This is a genomic window from Dyadobacter alkalitolerans DSM 23607, assembly GCF_000428845.1.
Classification (GTDB): Bacteria; Bacteroidota; Bacteroidia; order Cytophagales; family Spirosomataceae; genus Dyadobacter; species Dyadobacter alkalitolerans.
Genome location: NZ_AUAS01000009.1, coordinates 93,492 through 112,546 on the forward strand (window position 1 = coordinate 93,492; position 19,055 = coordinate 112,546).

Below are 19,055 nucleotides of genomic sequence, written 5' to 3' on the forward strand. Positions count from 1 at the left end.
TCGAAGTTGTATTGAAATAGTTCTATTTTAAATCGTTCGATGAATATGGCAAGGGCTTTTCTACTTTTTCTATTTCTTTTGGCCATGTCCTTTTGCGGAACTGCGCAGAACCGCCAGTTGAAGGGCGTCGTGACCGATGCAGCTTCCAAAGAAGCCATGGCGGGCGTTTCCGTTCTTGTTGCAGGAACGACGCAGGGCACCACTACAGACGGCGAAGGGAAATTTTCACTCAGCCTTCCGGCGGATGGGAAATCGATCATTATCAGCTATGTCGGTTTTATGAAACAAACCGTTGAGATCGGCAACCGGTCATTGGTGGAGGTGGCTTTGGAGCCGGACGTGAAGGCGCTGGAAGATGTGGTTGTGGTGGGGTATGGCGAGCAAAAGCGTTCGCATTTGACAGGCGCGGTGGCAACGGTGAGGATTAATGAGATCGATCAGCTGCCGGTTGGAGACATTTCGTCGGCGCTTGTCGGCAAATTGCCGGGTGTATCGGTTAGCGGCGGGTCGGCGCGGCCGGGAACGCCTGCTTCCATCGTGATCCGTAACCCTACCAAAGCCTCCAAAGACGGCGGCAGCAATTCGCCCCTCTACATTATAGATGATGTGATCCGCACCGAGGCCGATTTCCAGCTGCTGGATGCCTCTGAAATAGAAAACCTCTCAATCCTGAAAGATGGGGCAGCGGCTGTTTATGGCGCTCGTGCCGCATTAGGCGTGGTGGTAGTGCGCACACGTCGCGGGAAAGCGGGCAAGCCGCAGGTGAATTATACCACTACATTCGGCGTATCCGAAGCCACGGACCGCTCCAAAATGATGAACGGCGTCCAGCTCGCCACTTACCTCAACGATTTCAATCGGACAAGAGGACTCGCAGCAACCGATCCCGAATTCTATTCACCCGACGAGCTCGAACATTTCAGAAACAACAACTACGATTGGTTTGATATGGCTTGGAAACCTTCCTTTAATACAAGGCATGCCATCAACATCAGCGGAGGAACGGAGCGGGCCACATTCTTTGCCGGCGCCACCTATTTTGCACAAAACGGAAACGTGGATAATATCAGTTACAAGAAATGGAATTTCCGAGCCAGCAGTGACGTCAAGATCACCAAGAATCTGAAAGTAGGATTGGGCGTGAGCGGAAATTTGTCTGATAACAAATTATTTTATCTCAAACAGGGCGGTGAAAATGTGGAGAAAGACGTAACAAATCTTTTGAATACACCGCAATTCATCCCGCCTTATGTCAATGGTTTACCCGTTCTGCTTCCCGGCGGTTCTTCCACAACCGGTTTCCATTTTTTTGAAGCCCAAAAACTCAACAACTACACACGCGCCAGAAACGTGGTGCTGAATATCAATGCTTATCTGGAATACAATGTGCCGTTTGTTCAGGGCCTGAAAGTGCGCGGGGTTTACAACAAAAATCTGGGCAATGATTGGGGAAAACAATTTGGCACCTATTATAAGACTTACGGCTTTTCGATGGAAGGCGAAAACCGGCACATTTACGGAGGCACGCCTAATGCGCCCACGCGGCTCAATAATGGTGACCGCCTGAGATTCAACCCCGGTTACTCTGAATCCTATCAAATGAATGTAAACCTGAGCTATGCACGCGATTTTGGCCGGCATTCCGTAAGCGCACTGGCGTTGGTGGAGCAGTCGGAGATTTACTCAGAAAGCATTGCCACATTCAAGGAAGGCATTTTTGAAGGCGGAAATGATTATTTAATGTCCGCACTGGGAGCCAAGGACATTGGCCCGAACACAGCGAATGAAAGCGGTGTGCTATCCTATGTAGGCAGGCTGAATTACAGTTTTGCAGAACGCTATTTGCTTGAAGTTTCCTTCCGCCGGGACGCGTCAACGAAATTTGCCCCCGAATATCGCTGGGGCACATTCCCTCAGGTTTCGGCCGGCTGGGTGCTTTCCGAAGAAAATTTATTTAAAGAAAAACTCAGCTTCATCAACTTCCTGAAACTCCGCGCATCCATCGGATTCCTGGGCGGCGACCGCACGGCCAACTGGCAATGGTTGCAGCGTTATACGCCCCAGGCTTCCAATGGCGCAGTTTTCGGAGGGAACAGCGACCGCACGGTGGGGATCAAACTTGAAAAACTGCCCAACTACTTTGGCCGCTGGGATGATGTTACCAAAAAGAACATTGGTCTGGACGCATCCTTCCTGAACAGCAAGCTAAGCGCGGGCTTGGACTTTTACCACGATCACGGCTACAACCTGCTCACTACATTGTCCTCATCTGTTCCGCTAACCATCGGTTCGGTGATGCCTTCGGAAAATTATGAGACCATTAACTCTTTCGGTTTCGAGTTTTCAACCGGTTGGAGCAGCAAGATTGGCAAGAGCATTGATTACAATGTAAATGCATTCCTCGCCTGGAACGACAACCGTAATGTGCTCGTGGATGTAGCGCCGGCGAATGTAGGAACCTGGCTGGACCCGACGGGCCGTTCGGGCGACCGCGGGATTATGGGTTACCAATATCTCGGCATGTTCCGCTCGCAGGACGAAGTGGATCGGTTCCTTGAACAAAACAATGGTTACACAATCTTTGGAAGAGCGCCGATGCCCGGCATGCTTTACTATAAGGATATCCGCGGCCCGCGCCAGACAGATGGCAGCTACGAAGCGCCCGACGGAAAAATCACCGAAGATGACATGGATTACCTGTCCAACAAAGAGAACAACCATTACAATTTTGGTCTGTCGTTGGGTTTCGGTTACAAAGGATTCAGGCTGGATGTTGTTACCGCAGGATCATTTGGCGGACAAGGCATTGTAGATGGCGACGCACGGAAAAAAGCAGCTGTAGACGTTTCCCGGCCTGTTTTCTGGGCTGACCATTACACACCCGAAAACCCGAATGCAGCCTATCCTGACCCCTATTACGACGACACTTATTCGGTGGCATCATCATTCTGGTTCCGCGACGCATTTGTGTTCCGCATGCGCAGTATGAATGTGTCTTACAGTTTGAATCAAAATGTTTCCAAAAAACTGGGCGTGAGCGGCCTCAAACTGATCGGCGTGGCCATGAACCCGTTCAATTTCTACAATCCATACGATTACAAAGGCTCGGTAGGCGCTTATAATGTGTATCCGCTGATGAAAACTTGGTCATTGGGACTAAATCTTACACTTTAAAACGGACTGAAATGAAACCGCAACATATTCTTTTACTGGCAGCTGTTTTACTGACTTCGGGCTGCGAAAAAGTGCTTGACAAAACGGACCTTTCGGCATTCAATGAGGAGCAGGTTTTCAACGATACACTGCTGGCCAGGGGCTATGTGGATTATGTATATGACCAAAACCTGCCCGTATGGCCAACGGGTGATTTCCTGAAAGCGACAGACGAGATTTCCGGCGAAACGCGATTTTTTGAAGGGACCGTCCAGGTGAACACCGTCGCTGATTTCGGGACTTCTGTAAATGCCACAAACAATTATGGAAAGATCCGTTCTATCAATCAGTTTTTAGCCAAAATGCCTGCAAGCGCACTCAGTGAGGGCTATAAGAAGCAATTAATGGGTCAGGTTACATTTTTCCGTGCTTACCGCTACTTTGATCTTGTGCAACTTTACGGCGGCGTGCCGCTGGTGCTGGAACCGCTCGGCGCGATCGGTGAGGAGGAGAAAGAGCAGGCCGCTATTCCAAGAAGCAGCACGTCGGAAAGCATTCAGCAAATTGTAACGGACCTTAATTTCAGCATCGAAAACCTCCCAGGCAAATGGAACGATTCCAACGACTGGGGCCGGATCACGAGTGGAGCAGCCGCTGGTTTCAAGGGCCGGATTTTACTCCATTACGCAAGTCCGCAATTCAATCCAAACGACCTGCCGGAACGCTGGCAGGCAGCTTATGATGCTAATAAACAGGCCATTGATCTGTTGAAAGCAAATGGTTTTGGGTTACACCAAAGTTTCAAAGACCTGTGGTTTACGGAGGCTAACAACCCGGAGGCTGTGTGGGTTACAAGCTATAACAATAAAGTAGGGGACCAGATCAATAAAAATCAAACCTGGGACAACAATACGCGGCCTTCCTACCTGGGAACAGGAAGCGGCTCCAACCAGCCGACCTGGGAAATAGCGCAGGCTTTTCCAATGAAGAATGGTAAGAACATTGAAGAAAAAGGCTCAGGCTACGATCCAAAGCTGTTTTACAAAAACCGCGACCCAAGATTTGACAACACCATTGCCTACAACGGCGCCAGCTGGCACATTAACGGCAACACGAATTACAGGTTATGGACCTATTTTGTAAACAACAAAACCGTTGAGCAAAAAGCCACCGTAACCGGCTTCTACGTCCGCAAAGCCATTGACCCAAACCTGCCCACCGGCGCAGTCGCCAACAGCGGAACCGACTGGATAGAAATGCGTTACGCCGAAGTAATGCTCAATCTCGCCGAAGCCGCCTGCGGCATCAACAAGCTGGACGAAGCCTACACACAACTGAAAGCAATCCGCCAAAGAGCCGGCATCGACCCGGGAGCAGACGGTTTCCATGGGCTGAACCCAAAAATGACCCGCGCGCAAATGTTCCAGGCCATCCTGCACGAACGACAAATAGAGCTAGCCTTCGAAGGCAAACGCTTCTGGGACCTCCGACGCTGGAAACAATTCGAAACCAAACTAAACGGAAAACGCAGAACCGGCATAACCATCAACCTGAAAACATCTGCCATATCACCCGAAGACTTCGCCGCCCGCCGAGACGGCATGAGCCTGGACTCAGTCTACCGCAACTACATGGAAATAGTCCCCAAAGACCTGGACACTAAATACACAATCAACTGGTTACCCGAATACTACTTCTTCGCCATCCCCAGCACAGCGTTGACTAATAATGCTAGGCTCGAACAGAATATCGGGTGGCCTTCGGGGACGTTTGATCCGTTGAAGTAGTAAGGGTCGGGCGGCTGGTAGGTGAGCGGTCTTCGGCTCCGCTCAGACTGACAGGGCGAGGTGGTGGATTGTGACGAGGCGGTGGGCTGGTAGGTGGGCGGTCTTCGGCCGCACCGGCGGCCCGGTCCGCTCAGACTGACAGGGCGTATTGACGAGTTACTAGTCCTGTCACACTGAGCGGAGCCGAAGTGAAGGCACAACGACAAAGACCAAGCCTGTCACACTGAGCGGACCGGGCCGCCGATGCGGCCGAAGTGCAAGCACAACGTCAACAAACAACTGAAAAGCAAACCAACAACAAACATGATATCAAAAAAAACACTCCCACTCCAACTCCTAACAGCAGCCCTATCACTCCTCACCCCAGCCGCACAGGCCCAGTATCCCAAAATTCCACCGGCAGCGCAGAAAACCAGCGATTCGCTTCTCAAGGCGGCGATGTGGGAATCGGAGATTGCCTGGCAGAAGGCTTGGCCGATCATCGAGCAGGAGGCCAGGAACGGAAAGCCCTACATTCCGTGGGCGGCGCGGCCGGTGGATCTGCCGCAGTCTGATATTCCGGCTTTTCCCGGGGCAGAAGGTGGGGGTGCTTTTAGTTTTGGCGGCCGTGGAGGGAAGGTTTATGTGGTGAAAAGTCTGGAAGACAGCGGGCCGGGGACCTTGCGTGATGCCTGCGAGCAGGGCGGTGCGAGGATCATTGTTTTTAATGTGGCGGGCATCATCCGTTTGAAAACGCCGCTTATTATCCGAGCGCCTTACATTACCATTGCCGGACAAACGGCTCCGGGCGATGGCGTGTGCGTGGCGGGCGAGACGGTCTGGATCAATACGCATGACGTGGTGATCCGGCACATGCGCTTCCGCCGGGGCGAGACATTTGTGGGTCGCCGTGACGATTCGATTGGTGGTAATCCGATCGGCAACATTATGATCGACCACGTTTCGGCGAGCTGGGGATTGGATGAGAATATGTCGATGTATCGGCATATGTATAATGACAGCACGGGCGCTGCCGAAGCGAAGCTTCCTACGGTGAATATTACGATCCAAAATTCCATTTTTTCAGAAACACTGGACACCTGGAACCACTCTTTCGGAAGCACGCTGGGTGGGGAGAATTGTACGTTTATGCGCAATCTATGGGCTAATAACGCTGGTAGAAATCCTTCCATCGGCTGGTTTGGTATATTTAACTTTACGAATAATGTGATCTTCAACTGGGTCCACCGCTCCATTGATGGCGGCGATTACCGGGCGATGTATAACATTATCAACAACTATTTTAAGCCAGGTCCGCAGACGCCGAAAGACGGCCCGATAGCGCACCGGATCGTCAAACCCGAAGCGGGCAGGAGCAAACTTGGTTACCAGGTTTATGGCCGTGCTTATGTGCATGGCAATATTATGGAGGGTTTCGACGCGGTCACCAAAGACAATTGGAACGGCGGTGTGCAGGTGGAAGAGCTTCCTAATACAGGAAAATACAAAGATAAAATGAAGTGGAACCAGCCATTGCCTATGCCTCAATTCCCGATCATGAGTGCCAAAGAATCCTTTGATTATGTGCTCACTCACGCAGGCGCAACGTTGCCCAGGCGCGATCCGGTAGATACGCGGGTGACTACACAGGTCAGGACAGGAAAGATCAATCCGATTGATGGTGTTACTTTGCCAAAAACACAGTTTGAGCACCGTCGCTTGCCGATTGATTCATACAAAAACGGCATTATCACGGACATTTCGCAAGTTGGCGGCTATCCGGAATACAAGGGAACGCCTTACAAGGATTCGGACGATGATGGCATGCCGGACGATTGGGAAATCAAATACAGCCTCAATCCAAACGACGCTTCGGACGCACAAAAGGACATGAGCGGCGACGGTTATGCCAACATTGAAAAATTCATCAACGGCATCGATCCGAAAAAGAAAACAAATTGGAAAGACCCTAAGAATAACCGCGATACGCTGGCTTCATTAAAGGAAACGTCTAACAGAAAATAAGGTTTTGAAGGTTAAGGACTATATAAAAAGGGTGATTGTGCAAAATACAATCCTGTCGCTGACGGGATTGTATTTATTTGTGCCCGATTATGCCCTGGCCCAGAAAAAAATCAAAGCACCATCTCCCGTCGCCATGGGCGATGACGGAAAGCTGCATTACGCGCCGGATTCGCTCGGGAACCGCATTGTCGACTTCTCTTATGCAGGTTATATGTCGGGAAACAAACCAATTCCTGATGTTGCTATCCGGGTTGTCGTGCCTGCCAAGCCGGGTGATGCTACATTACGGATTCAGTCCGCAATCGATTATGTGGGAACCTTGCCGGCGGATCGGGATGGGATTCGAGGGGTGGTTTTCTTGGAAAAAGGCGTCCATGCCATTCAGGGAAGTATTTTAATTGAAAAATCAGGAATCGTTATCCGGGGAAATGGCACGGGGAAAGACAAAACAACATTACTAGGCGCCGGACTTTCGCGGGAAACTATCATTCAGATTTCAGGTGCGAATGATATAAAGAAAAGCAAATCCATTGAAGTAGCAGATGAATACGTCCCGGTTAATGCATTGAAATTCAATGTATCAAATGCAGCTAATCTGAAAACCGGTGACCGGATTCAAATTCAGCGGCCATCTACGAAGGAATGGATTCAATTGCTAAAAATGGAGGAATTCGGCGGCGAAACCGGCTGGCTTGGATGGAAGCCTGGGCAGCGGGACATTGTCTGGGACCGCACCATTACAGCCATTTCGGGCAACCAAATCACCATTCAAGCACCTTTGACAACCGCTTTGGACAATAAATATGGCGGCGCTTTTATAACCAAATATGAATGGCCTGGACGCATTAGTCAGGTCGGGATTGAAAATCTTTGCATTGAATCCACATTTGATCCGGCTAATCCAAAAGACGAAGAACATCGCTGGATGGGTGTAACAATGGATAATGTCGAAAATGCATGGGTAAGGCAGGTTCATTTTAAAGGCCTTGCGGGCTCGGCGGTGGCACTTTTTGAGGCGGCTTCGCGGGTTACTGTTGAAGATTGCAAGTCGGTGATGCCTGTCTCTGAAATAGCGGGGCAGCGGCGGAATACATTCTACACACAAGGGCAGTTAACGCTTTTTCAAAGGTGTTATGCCGAAAACGGCTATCACGATTTCACCACGGGTTACCGCGCGGCGGGACCTAATGCATTCGTCCAATGCGAGTCAATTCAGCCATTCGGGTTCAGTGGCGCTGCGGATAGCTGGGCTTCCGGGGTTCTTTTTGATAATGTAAATGTCGATGGGCAGGCATTGAGCTTCAAAAATCGCGGTCAGGATGGCCATGGTGCCGGCTGGACTGCGGCTAACAGTGTTATGTGGCAATGTGCTGCCTCTCGTGTGGAGAATTTCAGCCCGCCAGGTGCGACGAATTTTGCATTCGGGATCTGGGCAGAATTTGCGGGTGATGGTTTTTGGGAAAATGTGAATGAGCACATTAAACCGCGCAGTTTGTATGTTACACAGCTAGCGGAAAGGATTGGTAATGAAGCAATCGCAAATGCCGCGCTTATGCCAAAAGAATCCGAGGCATCCAGCAGTCCGAGCATTGCGCAGGCGGCAGAACTAACTGCAAAATCGAATGTTCCGGCAGCTTCATTGGCAGACTGGATTGATGAGGCCTCAAAAAGAGATCCGATTCCCGTTGCCTACACCAATGCGAAGACCATTGACGAAATTGGTATAAAACAAATAGCGCGAAAGACAAATCTACCACCGTTAACCATCCAAAACGGCTGGCTGGTGCGTGGTGAGGAAGTGGTTACCGGCAACCGCCAGGAAGTGCCGTGGTGGCGCGGAAGCATTCGTCCGCACGATGTGGCGCAGGCCAAACCGCACATTACCCGCTTCGTTCCAGGTCGGTCAAGCGCGGGATTAACCGACATTCCGGAAGCAATGACAGATTCATTATTAGCCAAAAACATCACGGTACTCGACCACAATTACGGACTCTGGTACGACCGCCGCCGCGACGATCACGAGCGCATCCGCCGGATCGACGCGGAAGTGTGGCCGCCATTTTATGAGCAGCCGTTTGCCAGAAGCGGCAAGGACGCGGCTTGGGATAACCTCAGTAAATACGATCTCACAAAATACAACAACTGGTATTGGCAAAGGCTCAAAGCCTTCGCGCAACTAGCTGACCAGAAAGGTCTTGTGCTTTATCATCAAAATTATTTCCAGCACAACATTCTCGAAGCAGGCGCACATTACGCCGATTTTCCCTGGCGCACAGCCAACAATGTAAACAACACAGGCTTCCCCGAACCGCCGCCTTACGCGGGCGACAAACGAATTTTCATGGCCGAGCAGTTTTACGACATAAGCAATCCGCAACGCCGGGCCATCCACACGGCCTACATCCGCAAATGCCTCGAAAACTTCGCAGATCAAAGCGGCGTCATTCAATTTATTGGTGCAGAATACACGGGGCCGCTGCACTTTGTAAAGTTCTGGCTGGACGTGATTGTGGATTGGGAAAAGGAAACGGGCAAAAACGCACTGATCGCATTAAGCACCGCGAAGGACGTTCAGGATGCTATTTTGGCAGAGCCCAACTATTCCAGAATCGTAGACGTCATCGACATACGTTACTGGCATTTGCGCGAGGATGGCACATTTTATGCTCCGGAAGGAGGCAAAAATCTCGCTCCCCGCCAACACGCCAGATTACAGAAAACGGGTAAAATTTCCTTTGCATCCATTTACAAAGCTGTGCTCGAATACAGACAAAAACATCCCGAAAAAGCGGTCCTATATTCAGCCGGAAATTACGATTCCAATGCTTGGGCGGTGTTCATGGCTGGCGGATCCATCAGCGCAATCCCACGCGTTTCGGATGAATTTTTGGCGGACGTTTCCAGGATGAAGCCGGATACATCTGGCGGTTATAAACTGGTGAATCCGGGTGTGGCGACCGTTTTTTATAAGGAGGCCAATGCTGATCTGAACATTGATCTGACCGGTTGCAAAGGAAATTATGTGCTTCGCCGCATTGATCCGGCCACTGGAACATGGATTGGCAAAAGCGAAAAAGTGAAGGGTGGAGAGATAATTCAGGCGGTGACTTCTGCCCAAGCAAAGGCGGCTCCTATGGTAATCTGGATTTCAAAAAATTGATTATGCGTACAAAAAACGGACTATATGTTTTGCTGATTTTCCTCGTCGCCATAAGTGCGTGTTCCAAAAGAAGCATTGGACCTGCGGTGCTAGAAGCAGAAAACTACCGGCATCACGTGGAAAAGTTCAACCGGATGGAGGACGAAAATAAGGTGAATGCCATTCCCAATACGCAATCGTGGGACTGGATGAAGGCCAATATTCCCTTGTTTGATAGCCCGCAGGATAATTTTCAGGAGATCTATTATTACCGCTGGTGGACATTCCGCAAGCACATTCACAACACGCCGCAGGGTTTTATCATCACCGAATTCCTGGTCGACCGTAATTATGCGGATAAATACAACATGATCAGCTGCGCGCTTGGGCATCACATTTATGAAGGCCGCTGGCTCCATAACCAGCAGTATATCAATGATTATGTGAATGTCTGGTTTCGGGGAAATGAAGGTGGGAGAATGAAAAAACTGCTCACATTCAGCAGCTGGACAGCCGATGCGCTTTTCAATAGATACAAGGTTAACAGGGATAAAGCATTTGTGCTGAACATGTTGCCCGACCTGCAATCTGAATATCAGGCCTGGGAAAAAGACCGCCGCACAGCCACCGGACTTTTCTGGCAAACAGACGTAAAAGATGGCATGGAAGAATCGCTCAGCGGCGGCAGGCGCGAGCAGAATGCCCGGCCCACCATCAACAGTTACATGTATGGCAACGCCCGCGCCATCGCCCAAATCGCCGCTTTAAGGGGCGATTCAATGACCAAAAGCCTGTATAACGCCAAGGCAGATACACTTAAAAAATTGATCACCAGCAAACTCTGGAATCCGGAAACCAACTTTTTTGAAACAGTAAAAAAGGGCGGCGCAGGAGAATTTGCAGGCGTTCGCGAGGCGATCGGTTACATTCCCTGGTATTTTAATTTGCCTGATGCAAAATACGATGTAGCCTGGCAGCAAGTCATCGATCCAAAGGGATTTCGGGCGCCATTCGGCCTCACTACCGCCGAGCGCCGTCACCCCGATTTCCGGACGCATGGCTGTTGTAAATGTGAGTGGGACGGCGCAGTTTGGCCATTCGCCACTTCTCAGACATTAACCGGCATGGCCAACCGGATGAATGCCGACCAGGCAAAGCCACTAACGGACACCACGTATTTCCGGTTAATGGAGCTATACGTAGAATCGCAATATTATCGCGGGAAACCTTACATCGGCGAATATCTGGACGAAACGACGGGTTACTGGCTCAAAGGCGACCAGGAAAGAAGCCGCTATTACAATCATTCGACATTCAATGATCTCATTATTTCTGGTTTGGTCGGGTTGCGGCCGAGGGAAGATGATATGATTGAAGTCAACCCATTGATCCCGCAGGAAAAGTGGGACTGGTTTTGCCTAGATAATGTGCTTTATCACGGTAAGATCCTGACTATCATATGGGATAAAAATGGAGATCATTACAAAAAAGGAAAAGGATTACAAGTTTTGGTCAACGGTAAAAAAGCAGGATCATCAGAAACAATCGAAAGATTATTGATTAAACAAATATGAAAAAACACCTCATCCCAATCGCCGCATTCCTGTTCTGTCTCGCCAGTAATGCCTATGCTCAAACCTGGAAAGACGGCATCATTACCGACGAATTTATTTTCGAAAAAACCTCCTTCCCGGAAAGTCACGCTTCCACGATTGTAGAAACGCCCGGCGGACTGGTGAGCGCGTTTTTTGGCGGGACAAAAGAACGCAATCCCGATGTAGGAATCTGGGTAAGCCGCCTCGAAAGCGGCAAATGGACCGCGCCCGTGGAGGTGGCCAACGGCATCGTAAACGATACATTGCGCTATGCCTGCTGGAACCCGGTTCTGTATCAGATTCCCAATGGTGAACTGATGCTATTCTACAAAGTCGGGCCTAATGTGCCGGGCTGGAAGGGCTTCCTGATCACCTCGAAGGACAATGGCAAAAGCTGGTCAAAACCCAGGGAATTGCAGGAAGGATTTCTCGGCCCGATCAAAAACAAACCCGTTTTGCTCGCGAACGGCGAACTATGGTGCCCGTCGAGCACGGAGGGCAAGGGCGGATGGCGCGTTCATTTTGAAGTGACGCCCGATTTTGGGAAAACATGGCGAAAAGTGGGCCCGCTGAATGACGGGAAAACGATCCAGGCCATTCAGCCGAGCCTTTTAACTTATAAAAACGGAGATATGCAGATCTTGTGCCGCAGCCGGAACCGCGCCATTGTTGAATCGTGGTCGAAGGATGGCGGTAAAACTTGGTCGGAAATGACGGCTTCCAATCTGCCTAATAACAACTCCGGGACTGATGCGGTGACATTGATAGATGGTCGGCAATTGCTCGTTTACAACCACGTGCTGCCTCCGGGCAATGAAGCAAAAGGCCCGCGGACACCATTGAATGTGGCGATTTCAAAAGATGGTAAAAATTGGGAAGCCGCGCTGGTTTTGGAAGATTCGCCTATCAGTCAGTATTCTTATCCTTCTGTAATTCAGTCGGCCGATGGCATGGTGCACATTGTATACACCTGGCGCCGCGAGCGGATCAAATATGTGAAAATTGATCCGATGAAGTTAAAAGGAAAGGCCATTAATGACGGCAAATGGCCGCAATAAATGTGGGCTGACGAGAATGCTGTTTACGAATGTTAAGCCTGAATTTTTACCAAAGATCAATCATGAAACGAAGGACATTTTTAAGCCTTTTAACCCTCTCCGGCGCATTCTCGCTATGGGCACCGACGCTTTTGGCAAAAGGGAAAAAGCAGCGCTATAAGGTTGCGGTCATTGATCTGATGATCCTGAAACGGCAGAAATTGAGCGCCTTACCATTAGCGAAAGAGATCGGGGCGGATGGGTTGGAAGTGGATATGGGCGGGCTGGGAGACAGGCCGACATTTGATAACAAACTGGCCGATCCGGCGATAAGAAAACAATATTTAGACAAAGCTAAGGAGCTTAATCTCGAAATCTGCTCGCTGGCGATGACCGGTTTTTATTCGCAATCATTCGCCAAACGCGACGGCATTGAAAAGACGATTGGCGATTGCATTGAAACCATGAAACAGATGGGCATAAAAACCGCTTTTCTGCCAATGGGCGTGCAGGGCGATCTGGTTAAAAATCCGGAATTGCGGCCTCAGATCATTGAGAGGCTGAAACGCATCGCGCCCATGGGCGAGAAAGCGGGCGTTGTCATTGGCATTGAAACCGCGCTGAGTGCGGCAGAAGAGGTGAAGTTATTGGACGACGTTGGCTCAAAAGCGATTCGGATCTATTTTAACTTTTCGAACGCGCTGGAAGCGGGCCGGGATGTGAATGAGGAATTAAAGATTTTGGGCAAAAACCGCATTTGTCAGATCCATTGCACGGATAAGGATGGCGTTTGGCTCGAAAACAACACCCGTCTCGACATGAAAAAGGTGAAGGCAACATTGGATACAATGGGCTGGAAAGGCTGGCTGGTGATAGAGCGCTCACGCGATGCAGCAAAACCGCGCGACGTAAAAGGGAATTTCGGCGCCAACACCAGATTCATGAAATCTATTTTTCAAAACGCATAAAACGCAACCATTATGAACCTGAAATCATTTTTGCTTAGCATTGCATTGCTGACTTGCGCATTGGCAAACGCCCAAAGCAACCCTGATAACGACAAAGCTTATATCACAACTGTCACTAAGCGTTCCGATAAAATACTGGCCGGGCTGCAAATCGCGGATTCAGTGAAATATAAGCAGGTAAGGGAAATTATGGTGCAGCAATATGTTGATCTGAATGATCTTGAAAAAGATAAAAACGCCGAACAGGCGGCTCAAAAACGGACTGATCTCCACAAGCAATACATAGCTAAACTTTCGGCTCAGCTCACGCCCACGCAAGTCGAAAAGATCAAGGATGGCATGACTTATGGCGTTCTTCCGATCACTTACAAGGCTTATACCGACATGATCCCATCTTTGAAAGAAGATGAGAAAGCGCAGATTATGAGTTGGTTAACAGAAGCCCGGGAGCTGGCGATGGACGGCGGATCTTCCGAAGAAAAGCACAAGGTTTTTGGTAAATACAAAGGCCGCATTAATAACTATCTTTCGGGTCGGGGCTACGACATTCAGCAGGAGCGGAAAAACTGGGAAGCGCGCCAGAAAGCATCCAAATCAAACGGCTGATCCATGTCATTTTCGTCACGATGTAGTTTCTTGTTTTTCATCCATATATGCCTTATAAATAGTGTATATGCGCAGTCGTTTTCACCTGAGAACTACAATGTGAAGTGGACAAGCCAGAGCAAAAATTCGGGAGAATCCATGCCTTGCGGCGGCGGCGACGTTGGGCTGAATGTGTGGGTTGAAAATGGGGATGTGCTGTTTTATTTATCACGAAGCGGGGCATTTGACGAGAATAATATTTTTCCAAAATTAGGGCGCGTGCGGGTTCGTATATCGCCTAATCCGTTTGAAAAAGGGGCCGAATTCAGGCAGGAGCTGAAATTGCTGGAAGGATATGTGGAGATTACAGGCAAGTCTGGAAATCAGGAGGTTATATTAAAAGTTTGGGTTGATGTTTTCAATCCGGTTGTGCATGTGGATGTGTCTGGTAACAAGCCTGTTAACGTGAACGCCTGGTATGAAAGCTGGCGGACGCGGGACCGGGAAGTGCAGGCGCGGGAAAAGAACGCGAGTTCGTTCAAATGGCTGAAAGACAAGGTAATCGCCTCAAAGGACATTATCGATCTGCACCAAAACGGGATTCTTTTTTACCATCAAAATAAAGATTCAACCTTGTTCGATCTGGCAGTGAAACAGCAGCAGCTCGAACCTGTGAAATCGGCGTTATGGAATCCACTGAAAGGGATGGTTTATGGCGGCTGGATGCAGGGCGAAAATATGGTTCCCAACCTTGACAACGGGAAATTGAAGGCAGTTTCCGGAAATTATGTAAATGCTCCGTTTCAGGGATTTGGTCTGAGAAGCAAGGCCGCAGCCCGAACGCATCAACTGAATGTGTTCCTTCATATCGACGACAATAGCCATGCCGAAAAGTGGAAAAGCGGGCTGCTGGCCATTGTTTCAAAAGTTAAAAAAGAAGAAAAAACAGCCCGTCAGAAGACGCTGGATTGGTGGAAAGCTTATTGGCAGCGAAGCCACCTTGCAATTAATGTCAGCAAGCCGGACGCGGCTTCTCCGATTTGGCAAGTGGGGCGTAATTATCAGATTTTCAGATATATGCTGGGTTGCAATGCTTATGGTTCGTACCCCACAAAATTCAACGGCGGATTGTTCACATACGATCCAGTTTTTATCGATTCCACATTGAAATTCGGGCCGGATTACCGGAGCTGGGGCGGCGGGACATTCACGGCCCAGAACCAGCGGCTGGTTTATTGGCCGATGCTGAAAAGCGGCGATTTTGATATGATGTCTTCGCAATTTGATTTTTACCTGCGCACATTGCGCAATGCAGAAGCACGCACAAAACATTACTGGGGCCACAAGGGCGCCTCTTTTACGGAGCAAATTGAAAATTTCGGCTTGCCCAATTATGCAGAATACGGACAAAAACGCCCGAAGGATTTTGATCCGGGTTTGGAATACAATGCCTGGCTTGAATATGTCTGGGACACGTCGCTAGAATTTTGCCTGATGATGCTTGATATCGAGCGATTTACAGGAACTGACATTAGCAAATATCTTCCGCTGATTGAAAGCTGCACCGTCTTTTTTGACGAACATTATCAATACCTGGCTGAAAAACGCGGAGCGAAAAAGCTCAATCAAAACGGTCAACTCATCATTTTCCCAGGCTCGGCAGCGGAGACTTACAAAATGACTTACAACTCCGTAACCACCATTTCCGGCCTGAAAACAGTGCTTTCGCGCTTGCTCGCCCTGCCGGAAAAATACGGAACACCGGATCAGCGAAAAGATTGGGAAAGCAGGCTTAGTAGGGTGCCGCCATTAAGTTTTCGTCAAATGGAGGGACGCCAGACCATTGCGCCGGCCCAGGCCTGGGAGCGGATCCAGAACACGGAGATCCCGCAGCTTTACCCCGTTTTCCCTTTCGGCATGTACGGCGTGGGCCTGCCAGACCTGGAAGTGGCGGTGAACACCTGGAAATATGACACCGAAGCCATCAAAAACAGGAACCATACGAGCTGGCACCAGGACAATATTTTTTGCGCAAGACTAGCGCTGGCCGAGGAAGCCGCGGCGCTTACCATCAGGAAGTTACGAGATTCTGGCCGCCGGTTTCCGGCATTCTGGGGGCCGGGTCACGACTGGGTTCCCGACCATAATTGGGGCGGCTCGGGCATGATTGGCTTGCAGGAAATGCTGATGCAAACCGTCGGCGATTCGATTTACCTTTTCCCGGCCTGGCCACAAGGCTGGGATGTGCATTTCAAGCTTCATGCGCCTTATAACACAACTGTTGAGGGAGAACTGAAAAATGGAAAGGTCTATCATTTGAAAGTGACCCCGGAAGCACGGAGAAAAGACGTGGTGATGGCTGAATGGACGAACTCGTATTGAGCGCAGTAAAGCGGTTTAGTTCTTAATCTAAATGTATACAAATGATTTTCAGGTTCTTACAACTTTCAAAAGCAACATTACTGGCCGGGCTTGTGATCAGTCTGAGCACGATGTCAAGCCATGCGCAGGATCTGAAACTTTGGTATAAACAACCTTCCAAACAATGGGAAGATGCATTGCCCATCGGCAACGGCAGCCTGGCGGCGATGGTGTTTGGCGGTGTGGAAAATGAGCGGATCCAGTTTAATGAGGAGACGTTGTGGACCGGCGAGCCACGAAGTTATGCGCACAAAGGCGCAAGCCAGTATTTATCTCAGATCCGGACATTGCTGAACGAGGGCAGGCAAAAAGAAGCGGAAGCGCTTGCCAGTGAGCATTTTATGGGTGTTCCGCTGCGGCAAATGGCCTATCAGGCATTCGGCGATATGCACATTGATTTTCCGGAGCATACAAACGTGAGCGACTATCGCCGCGAGCTGGATCTTGAAAAAGGGATTGCGCAGGTTTATTATAAGAATGGTAATGTCGGTTTTAAAAGGGAAGTTTTTGCAAGTTATCCGGCCAAGGCCATTTATGTAAAACTTACAGCCGATCAAGCCGGAAAGCTGAATTTCGCCGTTCGCATGGATGCCATTCATGCGCAAAAAAACATAACCGGGTATGCTAACGATTTGACATTGCAAGTGAAGGTTGAAAATGGGGTGCTTGAAGGCGTGGCCAAAATGAAGGTCGTTACGGATGGGAAAGTCAGTCAGGAGAATGGTAAAATTAATGTTGACAATGCTACAACAGCAACAGTAATTCTTTCAGCGGCAACGAATTATGTGGATTATCGAACTGTAAATGGAAATCCTGCTGAGAGATCAGCTGCTATCCTCAAAAATGCACCACCTTTTAATAAGGCCTTGAAAGACCACATTGCAGATCATCAGCGACTTTTCGGTCGTTTTGCGCTGCATCTTCCTGTGAAAACCAATTCCGCATTGCCCACAGACGAACGACTTGTCAAATTCAAGGATAACCCCGATGATCCGGCTTTTTTGGCCTTATATGTGCAGTATGCGCGCTATTTGCTTATTGCGAGCAGTCGGCCCGGCACGCATGCGGCGAACTTACAGGGAAAGTGGAACCACCAGCTGAAACCTTCCTGGGACAGCAAATACACGGTGAACATTAATACGGAAATGAATTACTGGCCGGTCGAAATGGGCAATCTGGCGGAATGTCATCAGCCGCTTTTCGCGATGATTGCCGATCTGTCGAAAACCGGCGCGGAAACAGCAAAACAACATTACAATGCAAATGGCTGGTTGGTGCATCACAACACCGACGTCTGGCGCGGTGCGGCGCCGATCAATGCTTCCAATCACGGGATCTGGGTCACAGGCGGTGCGTGGCTGAGCCTGCATTTGTGGGAACATTACCGTTTTACACAGGATAAAATTTTTCTCGAAAAAACGGCTTATCCGCTCATGAAGGGCGCAGCAGCATTTTTTGTTGATTTTTTGGTCAAAGACCCACAGACCGGCATGCTGATCAGCTCGCCTTCCAACTCACCTGAAAACGGTGGCTTGGTAGCTGGACCAACGATGGACCACCAGATTATCAGGGCATTATTCAAAGCGTGCATTGCAAGCGCAAATGTGCTGAAAACAGATCAGGATTTTTCAGCGAAATTGGAGAAACTTTCCTCGCAAATCGCTCCCAATCAGGTGGGTAAGGCAGGTCAATTACAAGAATGGATGACGGATATTGATGACACAACAAGCCATCACCGGCATGTGTCGCATTTGTGGGGCGTGTATCCGGGCGAGGAAATCACTCCTGACAAAACGCCTGAACTGATTCAAGCTGCAAAAAAATCACTCGAATTCCGCGGCGATGACGGAACTGGGTGGAGCCTTGCCTGGAAAATCAATTACTGGGCGAGATTCCTGGATGGCGAACATGCTTACACAATGATCCGAAAGCTCTTTAACCCCATCATGGATGCTTCCGTAAAAAAGGGCGGGGGAGGTTCCTATCCCAATCTTTTCGACGCGCATCCACCGTTCCAGATCGATGGGAATTTTGGCGGAGCAGCAGGCATCCTGGAATTACTGGCGCAAAGCCATCTGGGAGAACTGCATTTATTGCCTGCTCTTCCCAAGGCATTACCCGATGGAACAGTGTCCGGCCTGGTCGCCAGGGGCGCTTTTGAAATTACTATGGAATGGAAAAATGCTCAGTTACAGAGTGTTGACGTACTTTCGAAGGCGGGTAACCCTTGCCATGTCCGCTATGGATCCAAACGCGTGACATTCGAGACGGTGAAAGGGAAGCATTATAAATTGAATGCGGACCTTCAAGTACAGTAAACCTGTCCTGTATTTATCTTTACTTCCGAATGTTTTTTATTTATTTCC

Annotated in this window: 10 protein-coding genes; all 10 read left to right on the forward strand. The window is 49.5% G+C overall.

What is annotated here, in order from left to right; genetic code table 11:
• Positions 1-84 precede the first annotated feature (84 nt).
• The 10 genes from G395_RS0118470 (at position 85) to G395_RS0118515 (ending at position 19,007) form a co-directional block, all read left to right on the forward strand.
• On the forward strand, positions 85-3,174 hold the full coding sequence (locus tag G395_RS0118470) for a SusC/RagA family TonB-linked outer membrane protein (RefSeq protein WP_229204219.1): 3,090 nt from the start codon (positions 85-87) through the stop codon (positions 3,172-3,174).
• A gap of 11 nt (positions 3,175-3,185) precedes the next feature.
• On the forward strand, positions 3,186-4,940 hold the full coding sequence (locus G395_RS0118475; protein WP_026631413.1) for a RagB/SusD family nutrient uptake outer membrane protein: 1,755 nt from the start codon (positions 3,186-3,188) through the stop codon (positions 4,938-4,940).
• A gap of 303 nt (positions 4,941-5,243) precedes the next feature.
• A complete protein-coding gene (locus tag G395_RS0118480) occupies positions 5,244-6,944 on the forward strand; it encodes a pectate lyase family protein (RefSeq protein WP_035361771.1) in 1,701 nt (566 codons plus the stop codon).
• A 37-nt stretch (positions 6,945-6,981) separates the two neighbouring features.
• Positions 6,982-10,104, forward strand: coding sequence for a DUF6298 domain-containing protein (locus G395_RS29750; protein ID WP_035361773.1), 3,123 nt, complete (start codon positions 6,982-6,984; stop codon positions 10,102-10,104).
• A gap of 2 nt (positions 10,105-10,106) precedes the next feature.
• Positions 10,107-11,657 carry an MGH1-like glycoside hydrolase domain-containing protein gene (locus G395_RS0118490; RefSeq protein WP_035361726.1) on the forward strand — a complete coding sequence of 517 codons (1,551 nt, stop codon included), beginning with the start codon at positions 10,107-10,109 and terminating at the stop codon, positions 11,655-11,657.
• The gene (locus tag G395_RS0118495; RefSeq protein WP_026631416.1) at positions 11,654-12,736 is read left to right on the forward strand and encodes a sialidase family protein; all 1,083 of its coding nucleotides are present in this window, start codon (positions 11,654-11,656) and stop codon (positions 12,734-12,736) included. Before G395_RS0118490 ends, G395_RS0118495 begins: the two co-directional genes overlap by 4 nt.
• A 62-nt stretch (positions 12,737-12,798) precedes the next feature.
• On the forward strand, positions 12,799-13,683 hold the full coding sequence (locus G395_RS0118500; protein ID WP_026631417.1) for a sugar phosphate isomerase/epimerase family protein: 885 nt from the start codon (positions 12,799-12,801) through the stop codon (positions 13,681-13,683).
• 12 nt (positions 13,684-13,695) lie between these two features.
• Positions 13,696-14,289 carry a DUF3826 domain-containing protein gene (locus tag G395_RS0118505; protein ID WP_026631418.1) on the forward strand — a complete coding sequence of 198 codons (594 nt, stop codon included), beginning with the start codon at positions 13,696-13,698 and terminating at the stop codon, positions 14,287-14,289.
• Positions 14,290-14,388: 99 nt separating this feature from the next.
• Positions 14,389-16,650, forward strand: a complete 2,262-nt coding sequence (locus G395_RS0118510) for a DUF5703 domain-containing protein (protein WP_229204220.1) — start codon at positions 14,389-14,391, stop codon at positions 16,648-16,650.
• A 41-nt stretch (positions 16,651-16,691) separates the two neighbouring features.
• Positions 16,692-19,007, forward strand: coding sequence for a glycoside hydrolase family 95 protein (locus G395_RS0118515; protein ID WP_026631420.1), 2,316 nt, complete (start codon positions 16,692-16,694; stop codon positions 19,005-19,007).
• The last annotated feature ends 48 nt before the right edge of the window (positions 19,008-19,055 follow it).

What these genes read in the sequence shown, in the direction of transcription:
- G395_RS0118470 (WP_229204219.1), top strand. Translation starts at nt 85, where the DNA reads ATGTCCTTTTGCGGAACTGCGCAGAACCGCCAGTTGAAGGGCGTCGTG.
- G395_RS0118475 (WP_026631413.1), top strand. Translation starts at nt 3,186, where the DNA reads ATGAAACCGCAACATATTCTTTTACTGGCAGCTGTTTTACTGACTTCG.
- G395_RS0118495 (WP_026631416.1), top strand. Translation starts at nt 11,654, where the DNA reads ATGAAAAAACACCTCATCCCAATCGCCGCATTCCTGTTCTGTCTCGCC.
- G395_RS0118490 (WP_035361726.1), top strand. Translation starts at nt 10,107, where the DNA reads ATGCGTACAAAAAACGGACTATATGTTTTGCTGATTTTCCTCGTCGCC.
- G395_RS0118515 (WP_026631420.1), top strand. Translation starts at nt 16,692, where the DNA reads ATGATTTTCAGGTTCTTACAACTTTCAAAAGCAACATTACTGGCCGGG.
- G395_RS0118505 (WP_026631418.1), top strand. Translation starts at nt 13,696, where the DNA reads ATGAACCTGAAATCATTTTTGCTTAGCATTGCATTGCTGACTTGCGCA.
- G395_RS0118480 (WP_035361771.1), top strand. Translation starts at nt 5,244, where the DNA reads ATGATATCAAAAAAAACACTCCCACTCCAACTCCTAACAGCAGCCCTA.
- G395_RS0118500 (WP_026631417.1), top strand. Translation starts at nt 12,799, where the DNA reads ATGAAACGAAGGACATTTTTAAGCCTTTTAACCCTCTCCGGCGCATTC.